Annotated in this window: 20 protein-coding genes and 2 pseudogenes; 17 read left to right on the top strand and 5 right to left on the bottom strand. The window is 73.8% G+C overall.

Annotated elements, in window-relative coordinates; all coding sequences use genetic code 11:
- The first annotated feature begins 1 nt into the window (after position 1).
- From BUE41_RS31335 to BUE41_RS16020, 6 genes and pseudogenes are all read left to right on the top strand, one after another.
- Positions 2 to 1849 carry a hypothetical protein gene (locus BUE41_RS31335; RefSeq protein WP_200803938.1) on the top strand — a complete coding sequence of 616 codons (1848 nt, stop codon included), beginning with the start codon at positions 2 to 4 and terminating at the stop codon, positions 1847 to 1849.
- 27 nt (positions 1850 to 1876) lie between these two features.
- Positions 1877 to 3616: a sodium/solute symporter gene (locus tag BUE41_RS16040; protein ID WP_200803935.1), complete on the top strand. Its 1740-nt coding sequence runs from the start codon at positions 1877 to 1879 to the stop codon at positions 3614 to 3616.
- 190 nt (positions 3617 to 3806) lie between these two features.
- Positions 3807 to 4118, top strand: a pseudogene (locus BUE41_RS16035) (DUF485 domain-containing protein); the annotation flags it as partial.
- A 69-nt stretch (positions 4119 to 4187) separates the two neighbouring features.
- Positions 4188 to 4572, top strand: a pseudogene (locus BUE41_RS16030) (sodium:solute symporter family transporter); the annotation flags it as partial.
- Positions 4573 to 4634: 62 nt separating this feature from the next.
- A complete protein-coding gene (locus BUE41_RS16025) occupies positions 4635 to 4967 on the top strand; it encodes a rhodanese-like domain-containing protein (RefSeq protein WP_073457929.1) in 333 nt (110 codons plus the stop codon).
- Between the two features lie 4 nt (positions 4968 to 4971).
- Positions 4972 to 5925, top strand: a complete 954-nt coding sequence (locus BUE41_RS16020; protein WP_084755182.1) for a DUF4328 domain-containing protein — start codon at positions 4972 to 4974, stop codon at positions 5923 to 5925.
- Here BUE41_RS16020 and BUE41_RS16015 read toward each other — a convergent pair.
- Positions 5885 to 7060, bottom strand: a complete 1176-nt coding sequence (locus BUE41_RS16015; RefSeq protein ID WP_073457928.1) for a cytochrome P450 — start codon at positions 7058 to 7060, stop codon at positions 5885 to 5887. The genes BUE41_RS16020 and BUE41_RS16015 overlap by 41 nt on opposite strands.
- Before the next feature lie 41 nt (positions 7061 to 7101).
- Here BUE41_RS16015 and BUE41_RS16010 point away from each other — a divergent pair, with 41 nt between their 5' ends.
- Complete coding sequence (locus BUE41_RS16010) at positions 7102 to 8043, top strand: DUF5926 family protein (protein WP_073457927.1); 942 nt, start codon at positions 7102 to 7104, stop codon at positions 8041 to 8043.
- A 209-nt stretch (positions 8044 to 8252) separates the two neighbouring features.
- Here the strand turns inward: BUE41_RS16010 and BUE41_RS16005 are convergent, their stop codons facing one another.
- Positions 8253 to 9050 (bottom strand): CPBP family intramembrane glutamic endopeptidase, encoded by a 798-nt coding sequence (locus BUE41_RS16005; protein ID WP_073458072.1) that lies wholly within the window; start codon positions 9048 to 9050, stop codon positions 8253 to 8255.
- 59 nt (positions 9051 to 9109) lie between these two features.
- On the opposite strand from BUE41_RS16005, the gene BUE41_RS16000 reads away from it, so the two are divergent.
- Positions 9110 to 9649 carry a hypothetical protein gene (locus tag BUE41_RS16000; protein ID WP_073457926.1) on the top strand — a complete coding sequence of 180 codons (540 nt, stop codon included), beginning with the start codon at positions 9110 to 9112 and terminating at the stop codon, positions 9647 to 9649.
- A 7-nt stretch (positions 9650 to 9656) separates the two neighbouring features.
- Positions 9657 to 9992, top strand: coding sequence for a DUF3817 domain-containing protein (locus BUE41_RS15995; RefSeq protein ID WP_073457925.1), 336 nt, complete (start codon positions 9657 to 9659; stop codon positions 9990 to 9992).
- 9 nt (positions 9993 to 10001) lie between these two features.
- Here BUE41_RS15995 and BUE41_RS15990 read toward each other — a convergent pair whose 3' ends face one another.
- Positions 10002 to 10673 (bottom strand): DUF2470 domain-containing protein, encoded by a 672-nt coding sequence (locus BUE41_RS15990; protein WP_234997292.1) that lies wholly within the window; start codon positions 10671 to 10673, stop codon positions 10002 to 10004.
- A gap of 218 nt (positions 10674 to 10891) precedes the next feature.
- Between BUE41_RS15990 and BUE41_RS15985 the strand changes: the two genes are divergently transcribed.
- The 3 genes from BUE41_RS15985 to BUE41_RS15975 are packed head-to-tail and all read left to right on the top strand — an operon-like array spanning position 10892 to position 13346.
- Positions 10892 to 11776: a hypothetical protein gene (locus BUE41_RS15985; protein WP_143172190.1), complete on the top strand. Its 885-nt coding sequence runs from the start codon at positions 10892 to 10894 to the stop codon at positions 11774 to 11776.
- A complete protein-coding gene (gene pheA, locus BUE41_RS15980) occupies positions 11773 to 12723 on the top strand; it encodes a prephenate dehydratase (RefSeq protein ID WP_073457923.1) in 951 nt (316 codons plus the stop codon). The genes BUE41_RS15985 and pheA overlap by 4 nt, the downstream gene beginning before the upstream one ends.
- Positions 12720 to 13346 (top strand): histidine phosphatase family protein, encoded by a 627-nt coding sequence (locus tag BUE41_RS15975; protein ID WP_073458070.1) that lies wholly within the window; start codon positions 12720 to 12722, stop codon positions 13344 to 13346. The genes pheA and BUE41_RS15975 overlap by 4 nt, the downstream gene beginning before the upstream one ends.
- 3 nt (positions 13347 to 13349) lie before the next feature.
- Here the strand turns inward: BUE41_RS15975 and BUE41_RS15970 are convergent, their stop codons facing one another.
- Together BUE41_RS15970 and BUE41_RS15965 are read right to left on the bottom strand one after the other, a co-directional pair.
- Positions 13350 to 13700, bottom strand: coding sequence for a metallopeptidase family protein (locus tag BUE41_RS15970; RefSeq protein ID WP_073457922.1), 351 nt, complete (start codon positions 13698 to 13700; stop codon positions 13350 to 13352).
- Complete coding sequence (locus BUE41_RS15965; RefSeq protein WP_084755180.1) at positions 13697 to 14944, bottom strand: septum formation family protein; 1248 nt, start codon at positions 14942 to 14944, stop codon at positions 13697 to 13699. Before BUE41_RS15965 ends, BUE41_RS15970 begins: the two co-directional genes overlap by 4 nt.
- A gap of 207 nt (positions 14945 to 15151) precedes the next feature.
- On the opposite strand from BUE41_RS15965, the gene BUE41_RS15960 reads away from it, so the two are divergent.
- From BUE41_RS15960 to BUE41_RS31325, 5 genes are all read left to right on the top strand, one after another.
- Positions 15152 to 15805 carry a hypothetical protein gene (locus BUE41_RS15960; RefSeq protein WP_073457920.1) on the top strand — a complete coding sequence of 218 codons (654 nt, stop codon included), beginning with the start codon at positions 15152 to 15154 and terminating at the stop codon, positions 15803 to 15805.
- 12 nt (positions 15806 to 15817) lie between these two features.
- Complete coding sequence (locus BUE41_RS15955) at positions 15818 to 16984, top strand: glutathionylspermidine synthase family protein (protein WP_073457919.1); 1167 nt, start codon at positions 15818 to 15820, stop codon at positions 16982 to 16984.
- 44 nt (positions 16985 to 17028) lie between these two features.
- Positions 17029 to 17478 carry a DUF350 domain-containing protein gene (locus BUE41_RS15950; protein ID WP_234997290.1) on the top strand — a complete coding sequence of 150 codons (450 nt, stop codon included), beginning with the start codon at positions 17029 to 17031 and terminating at the stop codon, positions 17476 to 17478.
- A 128-nt stretch (positions 17479 to 17606) separates the two neighbouring features.
- Complete coding sequence (locus BUE41_RS31330; protein WP_073457918.1) at positions 17607 to 18377, top strand: dioxygenase family protein; 771 nt, start codon at positions 17607 to 17609, stop codon at positions 18375 to 18377.
- A gap of 17 nt (positions 18378 to 18394) precedes the next feature.
- Positions 18395 to 19201, top strand: coding sequence for an HAD family hydrolase (locus BUE41_RS31325; protein WP_073457917.1), 807 nt, complete (start codon positions 18395 to 18397; stop codon positions 19199 to 19201).
- Positions 19202 to 19483 lie beyond the last annotated feature (282 nt).

Raw genomic sequence — 19483 nt, 5'->3', positions numbered from 1 at the left:
GGTGAGCACCTTCACCGACGGCGCCCCGCCGTCGGTGAGCCCGGAGCCCGAGGACCCTCCGGGATCCCCGGACGGCCGGGAGCGCGCTGCGGCCGCTGGGAACAGCGGCGAGCAGAGCGGTGACTGGCTGCAGGAGGAGATCCGCCGCCGGATGGCCGCGCGCGCCGCGGACGGCGGTGGAGCGCGGCACGCCCGCCGCGGCACGCCGTCGACCTTCCCGGGCCCCAGTCTGGTGCCGGGGCACGGCGCCCCGCGGCACGCCACCCCCGGGCCACCGCCCGGTTACCCGGTGCGGACGCCGCTGCCGCCCCGCACGCGTTCGAGGCAACGCTCGACACCCGGCTCGACACCGCCCGGGGCGGTGCCGCCCTCGCGCGCGCGGCGCTTCGACGTGCCCAGCCCGGACACGACCGCGCCGCAGCCCGCCGCCACGGAGACCCGCCCGACCCCGGCGGTGCCTCCCGGCGAGCCGCCGGCCACCAGCTACGGCGATCCGGCCGTGCTGCACCCGGCACTGGGCGGACAGGCGCCGCAGGGCTTCGGCGCCCCGGCCCGCCGCCCGGCGTTCGCTGATCCCGCGCTGCTCGGCGATCTCCCCGCCACCCGGCGGGACCCGGCCACGACCGCACCGGTGCCGGCCACCCCGGATGCCGACGACGCGGAGCAGGCCCAGCCCGCGGAGGGCGTCCAGGCGCCCCGCAGCACTGGGGCGGGTTCCCCGGTCGCGGCGTCGGCGGCGTTCCGCGACGGCGCCGCTGCGGGCCGCGCGTTCGCCGGCATCCCCGGCACGGCCGCTGCGACCGCCCCGGCCGAGGCCGAGCCGAGCGAGGAGAGCAGCGCCACCGGGTCGGACGAGGGGGCCGAGCTGCGCCGCGCCGAGCCGCCTGCCGCGAAGGCTGCTCCCGGCGGTCCCGGCTTGCCGGTGCTCGGCGGCCAGGTGCGCACCGGCCGTCCAGTGCCGCCCGCTGGACCGGCTGCGGCCCGTCTGCTCTCGCCGCCGCCCAGTCCGCCGTCGACCCCGACCGGCATCCCGCTCACGGGCACCGCGACCGGCGGGACCGCCGCTGCTCGCACCCCCACCCCGCCGACCGAGACCGACGACGGGCGGATCGTCGCGGTGCCCGCGCAGCGCGGTGGCTCCACCGACACCGGCACCGAGCCACCCGCCGCGCCCGCGGCCGGACCGCCCGAGGAGCCGGCCCCGCCGCGGCGCTACGTCGACTACGAGGACTACGACGACGAGGACGACGGGGACTACGACAAGCACTACGACGGGGACTACGACGAGGACACGGCCGACGGCGCCGACTTCCGCGATCCCGAGCTCGAGGCCGCGATCGCCGAGGTCGCGAAGCAGCGTGCAGCCGACGCGACGGCGGCTCCGGCCGTCGCGCTGAGCACGCCGACGTCGCAGACCACGCCCACCCCGCTCGCCGCGGTGGGTGCGCCGACGGTCTCGTCGTCATCGGAGCCGGGCGAGCCCCAGCCCGAACCGCCGAAGCGGGTCCGCGTGGTGCTCGCCGAGCGCCGGTCGGTGGCCCGGCCCGTCCGCACCGTCGATGACGTGCGCGAGGGCACCGGGGTCGGTGAGGTGCTGCGCCGCGGCCTCATCCGCTCCCAGCTGAACGTGGCGCTGGGGTTCGCGGCCGCCGCGCTGGTGGTGCTGATCGCGCTGCCGCTGGCGTTCGCGTTCCTGCCGGAGGTCGCCCGGGTCTCGGTGCTGGGGATCCGGCTGCCGTGGCTGCTGCTCGGCGGCCTGATCTACCCCTTCCTGTTCGGGCTCGGGTGGTGGCACGCCCGCACGGCCGAGAAGGTCGAGAAGGGCTTCGCGGACCACGTGCAGGGTTGATCGGATGCTCGTCGAAGGAACCGCGCGGTGACCACGACCGGTGTCGTCACCCTCGTCGCGATCGCCCTCATGGCGATCGCGTCCGCCATCATCGGCGTCCTCGGGGTGCGGGTCACCCGCAGCACCTCGGACTTCCTCGTCGCGTCCCGCACCGTCAACCCGCTGACCAACGCGGCCGCCATCTCCGGCGAGTACCTGTCGGCGGCGTCGTTCCTGGCGATCGCCGGCATGATCGTCGCGAGCGGTGCCGATGGACTGTGGTGGCCGGTGGCGGCCCTCATCGGGTTCCTCGCGCTGCAGCTGTTCGTCGCTGCACCGCTGCGCCGATCCGGTGCCTACACCGTGCCCGACTTCGCCGAGGCTCGGCTGTCCTCGGCCGCTCTGCGCCGCGTCTGCGCCGTGACGGTGCTGCTCATCGGCTGGCTGTACCTGCTCGCCCAGCTGCAGGGCGCCGGGTTCGCGCTGACCGCGCTGACCGCGCTGCCGTCGTGGAGCGGGGTCGCCGCCACCGGCATCATCGTGCTGCTCACGGTGCTCGGCGGTGGGATGCGCTCGATCACCTTCGTGCAGGCCTTCCAGTTCTGGATCAAGGTGGCGGCGATCGCGGTGCCGCTCGCCGCGCTGTTCGGCCTGCTGCTCTCACCCACCGGGACCGCTCGCCCGGCAGGCGAGGTCTTCGCCGAGCGGACCACGGTCACCGTGCGCACCGGCGTGACGATGGTGGTGGAGCAACCGGTCACCGTCACCGCCGAGGGCGTCGTCGACGGGGCGGAGGTGGCCGGCGAGCTGCAGTGGCAGCCCGGGGAGCACACCGTGGAGTCCGGGACGCAGCTGGTGTTCCCAGCCGGCGCGGAGGTGCCGGTGCCGACCGGTTCGGCGCCGGACTCGGAGTGGCTGGAGCCGACCCCGGGGGCCGGGCGGCTGCTGGAGATCTACTCGATCCTGATCGCGGGGTTCTTCGGCACGATGGGGCTGCCGCACATCCTCGTGCGCTTCTACACCAACGAGGACGGCCGCGCCGCCCGCCGCACCACCGTGGTCGTGCTGCTCATGCTCGGCGGCTTCTACCTGATGGTGATCCTGCTGAGCGCGCTCGCCCGGCGGCTGGTCCCGCAGGTGCTGCTGGAGAGTACGTCCGACGCGGTGGTGCTGCTCGTGCCCACGGCCGCGTTCGGGGACAACCCCGTCGGCTGGGGGCTCGTCGGGCTGATCGCGGCCGGGATGGCGGCGGCGTTCCTCGCCACCTCGTCCGGGCTGGTGGTGAGCCTCGCGGGCGTGCTGTTCACCGACATCCTGCAGGGGAAGCTGCGCAACTTCCGGCTGGCTGCGGTGCTCGCGACCGTCGTTCCGCTGGTCGTCGCGCTGACCACGCCCCGGGCCGACTTCACCCTGCTCGTGCCGCTGGTGTTCGCGGTCGCGGCGTCGACCTTCTGCCCACTGCTGATCCTGGGCATCTGGTGGCGCGGACTCACCTCCCCCGGCGCGATCACCGGCGTGATCGTCGGCGGCGTGCTGTCCGGGGCGGCCTCGTTGGCCAGCCTGTACGCGCCGCTGCCCGACGGCTGGATCGGCACGTTGGCCACCCGCCCCGCCGTGGTCGCCGTGCCGCTGGCGTTCCTGGTGACGATCGTGGTCAGCAAGCTGACCGGAAAGTCCGTCCCCGGCGACGTCGACGGCGTGCTGCTCCAGCTGCACGCGCCGGAGCGGCTGGGCCTGACCATCGACCGGCTCACTCAGCAGCGCAGCGAGGGGCCTGAGCTCAGGTGACGGCGGTGATCACTGTGCGTGATCGCCCCGTCGTGGTGCGACGATCGGTGCCTACCCCGAACGACCCGTCCATCGGAGGTCCGTCCGGTCTACGGCGACCCTGTGTGACTCCGGCACCCGGCCATGGGCGATACCACGATCGGGGTGCTCTCCGTGCCCACATCGCTGCGGAAACCGCTCCCTACGAGCGATGTCGGCACCCGGAGGGGACACGCATGATCACGACCGGGGAACGTTCGCGAGGCACTGTCCACCAGGAGATCCAGGACAGCCCGACTTCCGGGTGCTGTTTCGCCGACTGCGCCGGTTCGTCTTTCCGGCCAGCACCCCGTTCCTCCTCTGGTACCTGGCCTCCATCCGGCTCGCGTCGTACGCGCCGGACGTCATGGCGATCCGGGTGGCGGGCAACGTCGACATCGGCCTGCTCGTCGGGCTGATGCAGTTCGTGACGACGCTCGCGCTCACCGTCCGCTACGCCGAGCGCCGCATCGACCCGCTCGCCGAGCGCATCCGCACCGCGGTCGAGAGGAGCGTTCGTGAGCACCGCCTCGGCCCAGGCGGCCCCGAGCTGATGGGCAACCGCTGGCTCAACGTCGGCATCGTCGGGGTGGTCGTGGTGATCACCCCCGTGCTCGCCGACCGGGAGAGCCGCACCAACCGCACCGCGGGCGACACTACGCGGCGGGCCGCATGTTCACCGGCCCGCAGAACGGCGTCGCGATCGCGGGCGACCACCTCGCGGCGCGTCGTTCCGCGGCATCGCCGGCGCCATCGCGCTCGCCGGCCACGACGGGTTCCTGTACTCGATCGGCTTCCTCGTCGCGTGGCTCGTCGCGCTGCTGCTGGTCGCGGAGCTGCTGCGCAGCACCGGCCGGTTCACGATGGGCGACGTGCTGGCGTTCCGCATGCGCCAGCGCCCGGTCCGCGCCGCCGCGGCCATCTCCACCCTCGCCGTTCTCGGGTAGAGGCGCTTGCTCGTTCACCCGGGCATGACCTGGGCCATGGCAGGATCGAGGACATGACCGGTCCTGTCCCCGCTGTCGGGGTGAACGAGCTGCCCGACGACGCCGTCCTGCTCGACGTCCGGGAGGCCGACGAGTGGGCCGCCGGCCACGCGCCCACTGCGCAGCACATCCCCATGAGCGAGCTGACGGCGCGGCTCGGTGAGCTCCCCGACGCCGATCCGCTGTTCGTGATCTGCCGCTCGGGCGGCCGATCCGCGCGCGTCGTCGCGTACCTGACGCAGCAGGGCCACTCCGCGATCAACGTCGACGGCGGGATGCAGGCGTGGCAGCTGGCGGGCCGGCCGATGGTCGCCGAGGTCCCCGGCGCCGAACCGACCGTCGCGTAGGACCGTGAGCCAGGCCGGTGCGCAGGGCGTTCGCTGCCGGCACTGCGGGTACGCCGGACCGGCGGGCGGCCCCTACTGCCCCGGGTGCGGGCGGCACCTCGCGGCCGCACCGCTGGAGTGGGTGGCCGCACCGCCGTCCTCGGTGTACCCACCGGCCGCGCCGCGCCCACCTCGGCAGCCGTACCGGGGAGCGCCGTTCTACCGCTGGATCCCGCGCTGGGGTTTCCCGCCCGTGCCGTGGCGGGACCCGGAGGACGACGCGCCCGAGCCACCGTCTGCGCTCTACACGGCGCGGGCCCTCGCGGGCACCGTGGTGCCCCTGCTGTGGGCGACCGCGGTCGTCACGGCCATCGCCGCGGGCGCCGAGGTGTGGCGCTACGCGCTGCTGCTGATCAGCCGCGGAGAGGCGCTCTCCCCGCCCGCCGTCGCCGCCTCCGACGCGCTCGTGGCCGCCGCCGGATGGGTCGCCCCGGTACTCGCGCTCGTCGCCGGGGTCGCCACCGTGCTGTGGACGCTGCGCGTCTGCGAGGCGGCCGCCGACCACGCCGGGGTGCGGCCGGCGCGCACGGCGCGGGAGATCGTGCTCGGCTGGATCGTGCCCGGGTTGAACCTCGTCGTGCCCGGGGCGGTGCTGGCCGAGGTCGAGCACGCCGTGCTCGAACGGCCGCGCGACCAGCGGCCCCGCCCGTCCCGGCTCCTGCTGGCCTGGTGGCTCACCTGGGCCGCGAACGGTGTGCTCGCGGTGCTCGCCGTCGTGTGGCTGCTCCTGCCCGGCGTGCAGGCCCGCGCCGACGGCGTCGTGCTGCACGCGCTCGTCGATCTCGCCGCCACACTCTCCGCGGCTCTGCTCGCCGTGCACGTCACGCGGATCACGCAGCTGCTCGGGCCGTTCCGGGTGACCCGGCGGGAAGTGCTGGTCAGCGTCGGGTCACCCGCAGCTCCCGCAACCCCCGCATGACGAAGTCGGGGCGACGCACCGGCGGCGCGGCCAGCTCCAGGTCCGGCAGCCGCGACCGCAGCGCCGCCAACGCCGCTGCCACCTCCACTCGCGCCAACGGCGCCCCCAAGCAGTAGTGGACGCCCAGCCCGAACCCCAGGTGCGGGTTCGGGTGCCGGCCGACGTCCAGCTCGTCAGGCCGGTCCACGACCGCGGGATCCCGTGCTGCCGCGCCCAGCAGCACCGCGATCTTGGTGCCGGCCGGGACCGGGTACCCGGCCACCTCGGTGTCGGCGACGGCGGTGCGCTCGAACAGCTGCAGCGGAGCGTCGAAGCGGATCAGCTCCTCGACGGCCCGCTCGTCCAACTCCGGATCGGCCATCAGGCGGTTCCACTGGTCGCGGTGGGTGAGCAGCGCCAGCACCCCGTTGCCGATGACGTTCACCGTCGCCTCGTGGCCCGCCATCAGCAGCAGCGCGGCCGTCCCCACCAGCTCGTCCGGATCGAGATCGGCGGACAGCAGGTCGGACACCAGGTCGTCACCGGGATGCTGCGCGCGGTGCGCCGCGAACGCCCGCAGTTCGGTCACGAACTCTGCCGCCGCCCGCTCCGCGGCTGCGCGCCGCGCCTCGCCGGGATCCGGCTCGTACATCGCCACGATCGCGTTCGACCAGCCGCGCATCCGCGAGCGGGTCGGCTCCGGCACGCCGAGCAGCTCCGCGATCACCTCGACCGGCAGCGGCGCCGCGAGGATCGACATCAGGTCGGCCGAGCCGTGCTCGTCGATCGCCGCGGCCAGCTCACCGGCCAGCCGGTCGGCCAGCGCGCCCACCCACGGCGCCAGCCGGGCGGTGTGGCCGCGGTTGAAGGCCCCGGCGACGGCGCTGCGCAGCCGCGCGTGCGAGGGGCCCTCCCGTTCCAGGAGCGAGTTGCGGTGCAGCAGGTTGAACGCGCGGAAGGACTCCGCCGGCTCGGCGTCCCTCCAGATCCGGCCCAGCTCCCGCCCGCGCAGCACCTGTGAGCACGCCGCGTGCGACACCGCCACCGGCATCCCCAGCAGCGGATGGTCGTGCACCGGCGCCTCGGCGCGCAGCCGCGCGAAGGTCGGGTACGGGTCGGCGAGGAACGCCTCGTCACGCGGATCGAACGGGACCACGACACGACATCATCCGCCCCGCCGCTACCCTTCACGCCACCATGGCGAAGAAGACACGCGACCGCACCCGTTCCGCGGCACCCGGCGAGAACCCCCGCCGCCCCTGCCCGTGCGGCTCAGGGAAGCGCTACAAGGCCTGCCACGGCGCCGGTGACGACGTCATCGTCACCCGCCCCTTCGAGGGCCTCGCGATCGAGCCCGACCTGATCGCCATGCGCGAGTTCCTGCCGTCCGCCACCGCGCCGCTGCCGCTGCGCGAGCCCGCGGAACGGCCGGTCACCCTCGCCACGGTGCTGCCTGGCGCGGTCGCCGCGCTCGTGCGGGACACCGGCGAGGTGTTCCTCGGCATGCAGGTGCAGACCCGGTCCGGCGACCTGTCCGCCGACCTCGGTCGCGCCCTGCGCTGGGCGCTCGACGCCGAGCCGGGCACGTCGCTGCCGGTGGTCGGGCCCGGCACCGCGGTCGATCTCGTCCGCCTGCAGGACGTCGTCGACCCCACTGCCCACCTCGATCTCACGCTCCACCAGGACTTCGGCTGGTGGGTGCCGCCCGCCGAGGACGGCGGCGAGCCCTCCGCCGAGGTCATGGCCATGCTGGAGCGCGCCAACGCGGTGATCATGCCGACCGAGGCCGTCGGTGACGGCGTGCGCGGCGCGTACTGGGTCGACACCGGCAGCAAGGCCCACATCCGCTGGGTCCGCCCGGAGCCCGAGCCGGAGCTCACCGCGGCGCTCGCCCGCCTGCAGGCCCGCGGCCGGCTGACCCTCGGCGAGGGCACGAAGTACGCCGGCTCGTTCCGCGCGCACGGCCTGCTCGTCCCCGTGTGGGACGTGGACCGGGAGCTGCACGCGAAGGAGTACACCGACGCCGTCACAGCGTTCGCGGAGCGGCTGGAGGCCGCGCTGGCCGACGACACCCCGCTCACGGACGCCGAGCGTCGGGCCCGTGACGTGATCGCGGGCAAGCAGGTCACCTTGCGGTGATCCCGGGCTCGGCCGGACGCACAACCGACCGGCCGAACCGCGAGGCTCGCTGGTCTGGACGCAGGACTCGCCGGCCCGAACGCACGGCTCGCGGGTCCGGGCCCGGCGAGTCCCCGTTCCGTCCGGCGAGTCCTGCGATTCGTGCGGCGAGTCCCGCACCTCGCCTGGCGAGTCCCGCAGTTCGGCGGGCGAGTCCTACGTCCCGTCCGCTACGGCCAGCCCACCTTCCCGGCCAGGACCGCGTAGCCGACGAACGCCACGACGTCGATGAGGGTGTGGCCCAGCACCAGGACCCACAGCCGGTTGGTGCGCTGCCAGAAGCGGCCGTACACCAGTCCCATCACGAGGTTCCCGACGAAGCCTCCCAGCCCTTGGTAGAGGTGGTAGGCACCACGGACCACCGCCTGCAGCACCAGTGCGCGGTTCTCCGACCAGCCGAGCTGCCGCAGTCGCGTGAGCAGGTAGCCGAGCAGCACCACCTCCTCGGCCCACGCGTTCGCGGCGGACGAGGCGACGAGTACAGGGATGCGCCACCACGTGTCCGTCAGCAGCGAGGGGGCGATCGTCAGCGACACGCCGAGCGCCCGCGCGACCAGGTACAGCCCGAGTCCGGGGATCCCGATCAGCGCCGCCATCCCCGCCGCCCACACCGCGTCCTTGCCCGGCCGCTTCGCGTCCAGCCCCACGGCCCGCAGCGCGAACCCCGCCCTGACCAGCAGGTACGCCCCCAGCACTCCCCAGCCGACCAGCTGCAGCACCCGCACCAGCTGGAACGCCAGGTCGACGAGCTCGTTCCGGGAGGCGGGCGCGTTGAGCGCCACCTGCTGCTCGTTGAGCGGCACGGGCTGCAGCGCCGCCTCGATCAGCGACAGCCCGCTGGAGAGCGCCCGCAGCCCGAGCGTCACGGTCAGCACGACGAGGATCTCGGTCGCCGCCAGCCGCCGCTCCCGCGGATCGGTGAGCACGGCCACCCGGCCCGGCCGCTGGGGGGCGAGCCAGCCGCGCATCACACCGGAACCGGTCCCGCTCACGGGAACGAACGCTACCGGCCGCGTATCGTGGGACTGTGCGACGGCTGATCTTCACCCCGCGGTGGATCCTGTGGCACCTGCTGACCCTCGGTGCCATGGTCACGTGCGGGTTCCTGGCGGCCTGGCAGTGGGGCCGGGCCGGGTCGGCCATGGGTAGCGCGCTCAACGTCGGCTACGGCCTGCAGTGGCCGCTCTTCGCCGTCTTCTTCGGGGTCATGTGGTGGCGCTTCCTGCGTATGGAGGCCGCGCGCCTGGCCGAGGGGGAAGCCGGCACGGAATCCAGCACCGACGGATCCAGCACCGACGGATCCAGCACCGACGCCGAGAAACCCACCGAGGGCGAGCCCGCCACTGTCGCACCGGCTGCTCAGACCACCGCCCAGAACACCACACGGCCCACCGTGCCGGCGGCGCCGCGGCCGCTGCCGGACGGACCGTCGCCGTTCGGCCCCCGGCCCGCCACCGCGGTCGTCCCGGAGCTGGACGAGGACGATCCCGACGACCGGCGGCTCGCCGCGTACAACCAGGGGCTGGCCGAGATCGCCGCGCGCCTCGCCGCCCGAGAGGGAGAGTGAGAACGGCGTGTCGCCATCGCTGAACACGGACACCGCGCTGCTGGCCTACCGCGTCATGGCGTACGTGACCGGTGTGGTGCTGCTCGTGCTCGTGCTGATCGCGATGCCGCTGAAGTACTTCTTCGGCCAGCCCGGCATGGTCGCCGTGGTCGGCGTCGGCCACGGCTTCCTGTACATGGTCTACATCGTGGTGACGCTGCTGCTCGCCGAGCGCGCCCGCTGGAAGCCGCTCGACGCCCTCGTCGTGCTGGTGGCCGGCACGATCCCGTTCGCGTCGTTCTTCGCCGAGCGCCGGGTCACGGCCCGTGTCCACGCGGGCCGCAGCCCGCTCGAGGCCGACTGACCCCGAGCCTCAGCTCGCGTGCCGGTGGGCCCGCCCGAACGGGCACCCCACCAGCTTGCTCATCTGTTCGCGCAGCTCGTCGAGGGTGCGGATCTCCCGCTCGAACGCCAGCCGGACGTCGTGGTCCTGGTCGTGGGTCTCGACGCGCAGCCGCAGCCCGAACCGGTCGAGCCCGAGCGGGCGGATGCGGGCGCTGCGGTCGTCGCGCAGGTACGCCGGCAGGTGCCGGTGCAGGGCGGTGAACACGGTCGGGTGCGCGGACTCCAGGTGCGCCAGCCAGTTCGTCTCGTAGCGGCAGAACGGGTCGGGGACGGCGGCCGCGAGGTCGAGCGGGGAGAGCGCGGCGGTGCCCTCGCCGTCCGAGAGCACGGCCGATCCGGGATCGAGCCGCACGAGCGTGGCGCCGTGGCCGAGGTCGAGCAGCCGCGGGTCCGGCATCGCCTCGGCCATGCCGACCGCGATCCGGCGCGCGCAGAAGGGCGTGGGCATCCGCAGCATGCCGGTGATCCACAGCAGGCCGCGGACGGGCTCGCGCAGGTCGACCGGGGCCCGGTCGGTCAGTTCCAGCATCACGGCGTGGCCGTCGCTGCCGGCGGCGCGCACGCGCTGCAGGAGGGGGTCGTCGTCGGGCAGCAGCATCGCGGTGGATCCGTCGGCGCGCACGTGGTGCACCAGGGGCACGGTCGGGGCCGTACCCGTTCCGACGATGCTGGCCTGCCCACCCCGGGCGGCGATGCTGCGCGCTCGTTCGGCGCCGGTCGGGGCCGGCGGGCGGCGCGTTCGGGTCGCAGCCAAGCGTTCCTCACCTCCAGTTAGGTGAGGCTAAGTTATATTGCTCGCCAATCGGCTGTCCAGGGGTGTTGCGTGGCCGCTCGGGCCGACCGGTTAGCGTCTGGTCCGTGACGGCGGACGGCACGGGCGAGGTCGGCATTCCGCCGCTGTTCGCCCATCTGGTCGACGACACTGCTCTGCTGCGGCCGCGGGCCACCGCCGAGCCGGTCGAGGACGTGGTGGAGCGGTACCTGGCAGCACGCGACGACAGCCGCTACGGCGGCCTGGTCGGGCACCTGGTGTGCCCCGTCTCCCGGCTGCCCCAGCTCGTGGCCGACCTGGCCCGCCGCGGGCTCGACCGCCCCGTGGACCTCTCCCTCGTCGTCGACACCGGGCTCGGTGCGGTGCCGAAGGCTCTGTCCACCGTGCTGTCCCGGCCGAACCTGCTCACCCCGCGCAGCGTCGAGACCGCTGCCCCACCGGACGTCGACGCCGTGTGGCTGGAGCGGGTGTCGGAGTTCGTGCCCGAGGACGTCGTGCCGGTCGTGGAGCCGCGCCGCCCGCACGTGGGCGACGAGGCCGGCACCGCGGCCTGGCTCGACGCGGTCCGCCGGGTCGCCGACCACGGCTGCACCCCGCGGCTGCGGGTCGGCGGACCGCGCGTGTCCGACGTGCCGGACGACGCGGAGGTCGAGCAGTTCGTCCAGGTGGCGGTCGAGTCCGGCAGTGGCTTCACCGCGTTCGGCGTCGCCGACGTCGTCCGCCCGGCGGGCAACGGTGCGGCGCACGGGCTGCTGAACCTCGTCGTGGCCGTCGCCAGGGCGATCACCTCCGGCGACGTGCGCGGCGCGCTCGCCTCCACCGACGCCACGGCCCTGGCCGCCGAGCTGGCGGCGCTGTCCGAGCGCGCGGTGACCGGCGTGCGGCAGCTGATCGCCCACTGCGGGGTCGAGCTCGGTTCCGACTCCGGGCCCGGTGCCCGGCTGGCACGTCTGGGGTTGCTGGCCCGATGACTCTGCGCATCGCGTTCCTGGGCCCGCGGGCCACGTTCACCGAGCAGGCCCTGCGCTCGCTCCCCGAGGCCGACGGCGCCGAGCTCGTGCCGTGCGTCGGCAGCCTCGCGGTGCTGGACGCGGTGCGCGACGGCAGCGTCGACGCCGGCTGCGTGCCGATCGAGAACACCGTCGAGGGCGCGGTGCCGGCCGTGCTGGACGGGCTGGTCGTGGACCCGCCGCTGGTGATCGTGCGGGAGGCGTTGGTCGCGCCGCGGTTCGCGGTGCTGGTCCGGCCCGGCACGAAGGTCGACGACGTGCGGACGATCGGCTCCCACCCGCACGCGATCGCCCAGACCCGTGGGTGGATCGCCGACCACCTCCCGCACGCCGAGGTGGTCAGTTCGCCGTCGACCGCGGAGGCCGCCGCCCAGGTGGCCCGCGGCGAGATCGACGCCGCGATCTCGGCACCGCTGGCGGCCGAGCTGCACGGGCTGGACACGCTCGCCGACGACGTCGCCGACACCGCGGGCGCGGTCACCCGCTGCGCGCTGGTGCGCCGACCCGGCTCGCCGCCCCCGCCGCCGACCGGGCACGACCGCACCTCGATCGCGGCCACCACCGAGAACCGGCCGGGCGCGCTGCTCGGTGTGCTCACCGAGCTGGCGGTGCGCGGGATCGACCTGACCCGCATCGAGTCCCGCCCGATCAAGGACCGGCACGCCGAGTACTGGTTCCACCTCGACTTCGCCGGGCACGTCGCCGAACCGGCCGTGGGGGAGGCGCTCGCGGCGTTGCACCGCCGCTGCGACCGCGTGCGGTTCCTCGGCTCCTACCCCCGCGCCGGCAACGGGACCAGCGGGCAGACGCCGCCGCGGACGGTCGTCCCGCTCGGGGACGCCGACGACCGCGCGTACGAGGCGTCGTGGGCGTGGGTGGAGTCGCTGCGAGCGGGGACCGGCGCGTGAAGTTCGTCCTCGCCCGGCACGGCCAGACCCCGGCGAACGTCGAGAAGCGGCTGTCCAGCCTGCCTCCCGGTGAACCGCTGACCGAGCTGGGGCGGGCCCAGGCGCGGGCGCTGGGCGCCCGGCTCGCCGGGGCCGACGTCACCGCCGTGTACTCCTCCGTCGCGATCCGCGCGCAGCAGACCGCGGCTCCGGTCGCCGCCGCGCACTCGCTCGACGTCACCGTCGTCGAGGGCGTGCACGAGCTGTACGTGGGCGATCTGGAGGAGCGCGCCGACGACGCCGCCCGCGAGATCTTCCACGCCACCGACACGGCCTGGCACCGCGGTGAGTCCCACGTGCGGTTGCCGGGCGGCGAGTCGGCCGCCGACGTGTGGGCCCGGTTCCGGCCGGTCGTCGAGGAGATCACCGCTGAGGCGTCCGGCACCGTCGTGCTGGTCAGCCACGGCGGTGCGATCCGCATCGTCGCCGGCGCGATGGTCGGGCGCCCCACCCTGCCCGGCTACCTGCCCAACACCGGCCTCGTGGTGCTGCGGGCGCGGGCGAACGGCCGGTGGGAGCTGGAGTCGGTGGACGAGACCGTGCCCCAGCCGGGCGACGTCACCGCGGGCGGACCCGCTGAATAGCGGTCAGCCCCAGCCCAGTTCGTGCAGCTGCTCGTCGGAGATGCCGAAGTGGTGGGCCACCTCGTGCACGACCGTGACCGCCACCTCGTGCACCACCTCCTCCACGTCGGCGCAGATGTCGCAGATCGCGTCCTGGTAGATCGTGATCCGGTCGGGCAGCACCCCGCCGTACGACGAGGTCCGCTCGGTGAGCGCCACGCCCTCGTACAGCCCCAGCAGCTCCGGGTCGTCGGGATGCCGGGACTCCACGAGCACGACGACGTTGTCCATGGCCGCCGTCAGCTCCGGCGGGATCATGTCGAGCGCGTCGGCGACCAGCTCCTCGAACTGCCGGCGGGGCAGGTGAAGGCTCACAACCCGAACGGTAGAGCCGCCGCCGACGGGGTGGCGGTGGGCGACTCGGTCGTCGCCGGGGTCTGCTCCGGCGCCGGCGTCTGACCAGCGTCGGGGCTGGGCTCGGTGGTGTTGTCCGGGCCCTCACCCGGCAGCGGCGCGTGCGCGGGCGGGCCGTCGATCGCCGGCGGCAGGACCGGCGTGCCGGCCTTGTTCTCCGCGGGCGGAGCCGGCTGGTCGCCGACCTGCACCGTGCTCTTCACCGAGCCCGTGACCGGGGCGAACCCGCTGCGGTCGGGTAGCAGCGCCGCCAGGTTGCAGTTCACCTTGCGGGAGCCGGCGTTCCAGGACTCCTCGGTCAGGTTGTCCCAGTAGACGGTGAGCTTCTTCTGCGAGATCGCCTCTTCGCTGCCGGCGTACTGGGCGGCCCGCTTGGCGCACTCCGGCTGCAGGAACGCGTCCTGGTCGTCCACGGACGGGTACTTGCCGGTGAACTTCGTGCTCAGGTCGACGATCGCGACCGTCTCCACGGCGTGCGGACCGGCGCAGTCAGCCGGGTCACCGACGGTCTTGCCGTCGATGCCCAGGCAGGTGCCCGGCTGGAACACGTTGGACTGGTCGACCTCGGCGGCGCGGCCGACCAACGGGTACAGCGCACCCGAGCGGGAGGCGCTCTGCAGCCCGCAGCGCAGCTCCCGGTCGCCGTCCTCCCACTTCGCCGCCGAGGGCTTCAGCGCGCCGATGCGGAACTTCCCGTTCGGGTCGAGCTCCTTGCCCAGGTACTGCTTGACGAGCGGCGTGCACCGCTCGGAGACCAGTTGGCGCCACTTGCGGTCGTCCGGCAGCACGGCCTGGTCGGCCAGGATGACCGCGCCCGCCTGCTCGAACAGGTGCGGCTGCGCGCACTCGACGACGGTCGCGTCGGCCGCGTCGACCCGGGTCCAGGTCAGGCAGGTGCCCGGGGTCGGCGGCGGGACCTCGGCGTCGACCGCGCGGCCGCGCTCGCCCTCCGGGACCGGCAGCGAGGCCAGCGTGCCCAGCACCGGCACCTGGGCGCCGGTGAGCGTGTCCAGCGTGGCGACGCCGAACATCGTCAAGGCACCGACCAGCACACCGGCGACGATCCGACGCACGATCCGCGACTCGGGCAGCTTCGGGGGCTGCGCGGATCGCGCGGGGCGCACGGCGGCGGGGGGAGCGCCGTGCCGGCCGGTCGTCTGTGGGGGAGCGTCCGCCCGGCCGGGAGCGGTCAGGGAGCGTGTCATGACGGCACAATCATGCCCCGGGGTGATGTTCCGAGGGCGCCGCGCCGCGCCGCCCGAGCGACCATCGGTCGTCGCCGTGCTGCGAACGTCACGATCGGGCTTCGGTTCTCCTGCGATTCGGTCGACGGGACCGGTCCTGCCGATCAGCGGGTACGGTGCCGTCCGGCAGCGTTGATCGGCGGCAGCGTTGATCGAAGGAGGGCGTCCGTGACCGAGGGACCTGTTCCCGAGGAGCCGCGGCCGGGCAGCATGCGCTTCCAGGACGGGACCACCCCGCCGCGCGAGCCCACCCTCGCCGAGCAGAAGGCCCGCGAGCAGGCCGAGCGGCGCCGGGCCGAGGAGGCGCGCCGCGAGGCCGAGGAGGCCGCGCGCAAGCAGCGCATCCGCAGGCGGATCATGAACGGGGCAGGGGTCACCGTCGGGCTGGCCGCCGTGATCGGGATCGGCTACCTCATCACGTCGGGCGACGAGGAGACCGCCTACTGCACCGACGAGGACGGCGTGATCGTCGACGACTCGAACTGCGTCACCCCGGTCGCGAGCAGCAGCGGTCCCTCCGGGGCGTACCCGTACCCGATCTTCATCGGCGCAGGCGGGCGCCAGTACCACTACACGTACGGCGGTTCGGGCACGCTCGGCGAGCGGGTCAAGGGCGGGACGACCACGCTCCCCAGCGACAAGACCAAGATCAAGACCTACACCTCCGGGCGCACGATCTCGGGCGGCAGGTCGTCGTCCGGCGACGGGCCGTCGCTGGGCTCCAGCTCGGGCTCGACCTCGGTGCGCGGCGGGCTCGGCGCCAAGAGCAGCAGCGGCAGCAGCAAGTCCGGCGGCTCGTCGAGCAAGTCCAGCGGCAGCTGAGCGGGGCGGGACATGGAACGACGCACCGGGACCCCGCGTCCTGGCTGGGAGCAGACGATCCGCGAGCAGGGGATGTGCTTCAACACCCCCGGCCGCGGCATCGGCGGCGTCGCGCGCCCGTACTGGGACGAGTCGGTGCACTACACGTTCTCGATGGACGAGGTCCTCGCGCTCGAGGCCGACGTCGAGGTGCTGCACTCGATGTGCTTGGAGGCCGTCGACCACGTCGTCACGGCCGGGCGGTTCCGCGACTTCGCCATCCCGGAGTTCGCGTGGGAAGCCGTCGCGGCGTCGTGGAAGCGCTCCGATCCGCACGTCTACGGGCGGTTCGACCTGCGCTACGACGGCAACGGGCCGGCGAAGCTCCTGGAGTACAACGCCGACACCCCGACCACGCTGCTCGAGGCGTCGATCCTGCAGTGGTACTGGCTGCAGGACACCCACCCCGGCGACGACCAGTGGAACTCGCTGCACGAGCAGCTCGTCGAGCGCTGGCGGGCGCTGAAGAACCGGCTGCCGTCGGGCGAGGTGTACTTCACCTGGTCCGCGGGCGACACCACCGGCGAGGACCACGTCACGGTCAGCTACCTGCAGGAGACCGCCGCGGAGGCCGGGTTCGACACGATCGGGCTGGCCATCGAGGACATCGGCTGGGACGTCACGCTCGACCGGTTCACCGATCTCGAGGAGGCCACGATCTCCACGGTCTTCAAGCTCTACCCGTGGGAGTGGATCTTCAACGACGACTTCGGCAAGCACGTGCTGCGCAACCTGCCGGAGACGCTGTGGATCGAGCCGCTGTGGAAGTGCATCCTCTCCAACAAGGCGCTGCTGGCCGTGCTGTGGGAGATGCACCCCGGCCACCCCAACCTGCTGCCCGCCTTCCTCGATCAGCCCGGCCTGCTGACCGAGTACGTCCGCAAGCCCCGGTTGGGCCGCGAGGGCGCCAACATCTCGATCGTCGCGCCCGGCATGGAGCACCGGACGGGTGGTGTCTACGGCGAGGAGGGGTACGTCTACCAGCTCTTCGCCCCGCTGCCCGAGTTCGACGGCTACCGTCCGGTTCTCGGCGCCTGGATCGTCGGTGACTCCGCGGCGGGGCTGGGCATCCGCGAGTCGGCCGGTCTCGTGACGGACGACGGCGCGGCGTTCGTGCCCCACCGCATCCCGCAGTCGTGAGCGGTCCCCCGCCGCTCGGCACGTGAGCTCCCCTGGAGGTAGGTGTGGACCAGACCGTGATCGGTCCGGACTTCTTCGGCCTGATCGGCATCGGGATCGGCGCGATCCTGCTCTACGCGCTGCTCGGCCTCCTGCTGCTGTTGATCGGGTTCTGGGCGGTCGACGTGACCACGCCCGGCCCGCTCATCCGCATGGTCCGCGGCGGCAACCCGGGATCGGTGCTGGTCACCGCCTCGGGGCTGCTCGCGATGGCGCTGGTGATCGTCACCGCGATCTCGGTGTCGTCGGGCACCCTCCTGGAGGGGCTGCTGCAGACGCTGATCTTCGGCCTGGTCGGGATCATCGCCCAGGTCGCCGCGGTGCGGATCCTCGAGTGGGTCACCGGCATCGACGTGGGCGAGGTGTTGAAGGCGGAGGAGCTGCTGCCGCAGGCGTGGGTGATCGCGGCCGCGCAGATCGCGATCGGCACCGTCGTCGCGGTCGCGATCATCTGAGTGCGGGGTACTGCGTCGAGAACGAACCTGTGGTGATCGAAAAGCGCTGTTGATCACCATGAGTTCGTTCTCGACGCGGCGTCGCGGCCGTACGATGGTTGAGAGTTCACATAATTGGAGGCTCGACCATGTCCCGCATGCCGGCGCTGTACCTCAGCCACGGCGCCCCGCCGCTGGCCGACGACCCGATCTGGCCCGGCCAGCTCGCCGCGTGGGCGGGCGAGCTGCCGCGACCGTCGGCGATCCTCGTCGTCTCGGCCCACTGGGAGGACGCACCGCTCACCATCGGCGCGACCACCACCGTGCCGCTCGTCTACGACTTCTGGGGCTTCCCCGAGCACTACTACCGGGTCACCTACCCGGCGCCCGGCGCGCCGGAGCTGGCCGACCAGGTGCGCAAGCTCGTCGGCACCCCCGTGCGCGACGAGCCCACCCGCGGCCTCGACCACGGTGTCTACGTGCCGCTCAAGGAGATGTTCCCGGCCGCGGACATCCCGGTGCTGCAGATCTCGATGCCCACGCTCGATCCGCAGCACCTCTACGCGCTCGGCCGCCGGCTCGCCCCGCTGCGCGACGAGGGGGTGCTGGTCGTCGGCAGCGGCTTCTTCACCCACAACCTGCACGCGCTGCGCGAGGTCGGCGGCCGCACCGACGCACCCGCGCCGGCGTGGTCGCGGGAGTTCGACGAGTGGGGCGCCGAGGCGCTGGCCCGCAACGACGTCGACGCCGTGCTGGACTTCGCCCACACCGCCCCGGCCGCCCGCATCGCACACCCGCGCACGGAGCACTTCGCCCCGCTCTTCGTCACGCTCGGGGCGAGCGCCGACGACGGCCCGGCCCGGACGAAGGTCGACGGTTACTGGTACGGGCTCGCGAAGCGGTCGCTGCAGTTCGGCTGAACCGTACGCTGGTCGACGTGCAAGCTCCCGGCCTGGTGGCCACCGACGTCGACGGCACGCTGCTCGATCCCGACGAACACGTGACCCCGCGCACCGCCGCGGCGGTCGCGCAGGTCGTCGCGGCCGGCGTGCCGTTCGTGCTGGTCACCGGCCGCCCGCCGCGCTGGATCCCGCCCGTGTTCGCCGAGCTGGCGCACGTCCGGCTGGCCGTGTGCGCCAACGGCGGGCTGCTCTACGACGCCGTCGAGGACCGCGTGGTGTGGGACCGCGCCCTGCCCGCGGCGACGCTCGCCGAGCTGGCCGGCGCGGTGCTGGAGACGCTGCCGGGCAGCGGGCTCGCCGTCGAGCGGGTCGGCAGGAGCGCGCACGGACCCTCGCCGTTCCTGGCCGAACCCGGCTACCGGAACGCCTGGGACGAGGCCGCCGGAGCGGTCGTCGACCGGTCCGAGCTGCTCGGTGAGCCCGCGGTGAAGCTGCTGGTCCGCAACCCCTCCCTGTCGAGCGACGCCATGGTCGCCGCGCTCGCCCCGGTGATCGGCGACGCCGCGGACCTCACCTTCTCCCACCCGCGCGGTCTGGTCGAGATCAGCGCCCCGGGCGTGACGAAGGCGAGCGGGCTGGCCGCCGTCGCCGAGGACCTGGGCGTCCCGGCCGGGGACGTGATCGCGTTCGGCGACATGCCCAACGACCTGGAGATGCTGCAGTGGGCGGGGCACGGGGTGGCGATGGCCAACGCGCACCCCGCCCTGCGCGCGGTCGCCGACGAGATCACCGCTAGCAACGCCGAGGACGGGGTCGCGCTGGTGCTCGAGCGCTGGTTCTGACCCCCACCCATGAGCCCTGATGGCAACGCCCGCCTGACGGCAACGAACGGCACTCTCGTCCACCAGGAGTGGACGAGAGTGCCGTTCGTTGCGTCCGGGTGAGGCTGTGCCTCGGCCTGTGCCCTACCCCCACCGGCCCTACTCCTGGCCCTGCGCCCGGAGCCCTCGGCACCGGCCCGATCCGGCCCTAGCTGTAGTGACTCAGGACGTTGTTGTCAGTGCTCGACGGCGTGTCGGCTTGAACGAGGGGAGGGCCTCCGGGCGAGGTGGGTGTGTCTGAGG

It is taken from the genome of Pseudonocardia thermophila (genome assembly GCF_900142365.1).
GTDB classification, from domain to species: domain Bacteria; phylum Actinomycetota; class Actinomycetes; order Mycobacteriales; family Pseudonocardiaceae; genus Pseudonocardia; species Pseudonocardia thermophila.
This window is presented reverse-complemented; position numbering and strand designations above follow the sequence as displayed.

Excerpts from the sequence above, each read along its gene's own strand:
- BUE41_RS16010 (WP_073457927.1), top strand. The coding sequence starts at position 7,102 with ATGGCGAAGAAGACACGCGACCGCACCCGTTCCGCGGCACCCGGCGAG.
- BUE41_RS16005 (WP_073458072.1), bottom strand. The coding sequence starts at position 9,050 with ATGCGCGGCTGGCTCGCCCCCCAGCGGCCGGGCCGGGTGGCCGTGCTC.
- BUE41_RS15965 (WP_084755180.1), bottom strand. The coding sequence starts at position 14,944 with ATGACACGCTCCCTGACCGCTCCCGGCCGGGCGGACGCTCCCCCACAG.
- BUE41_RS15955 (WP_073457919.1), top strand. The coding sequence starts at position 15,818 with ATGGAACGACGCACCGGGACCCCGCGTCCTGGCTGGGAGCAGACGATC.
- BUE41_RS31330 (WP_073457918.1), top strand. The coding sequence starts at position 17,607 with ATGTCCCGCATGCCGGCGCTGTACCTCAGCCACGGCGCCCCGCCGCTG.
- BUE41_RS16025 (WP_073457929.1), top strand. The coding sequence starts at position 4,635 with ATGACCGGTCCTGTCCCCGCTGTCGGGGTGAACGAGCTGCCCGACGAC.
- pheA (WP_073457923.1), top strand. The coding sequence starts at position 11,773 with ATGACTCTGCGCATCGCGTTCCTGGGCCCGCGGGCCACGTTCACCGAG.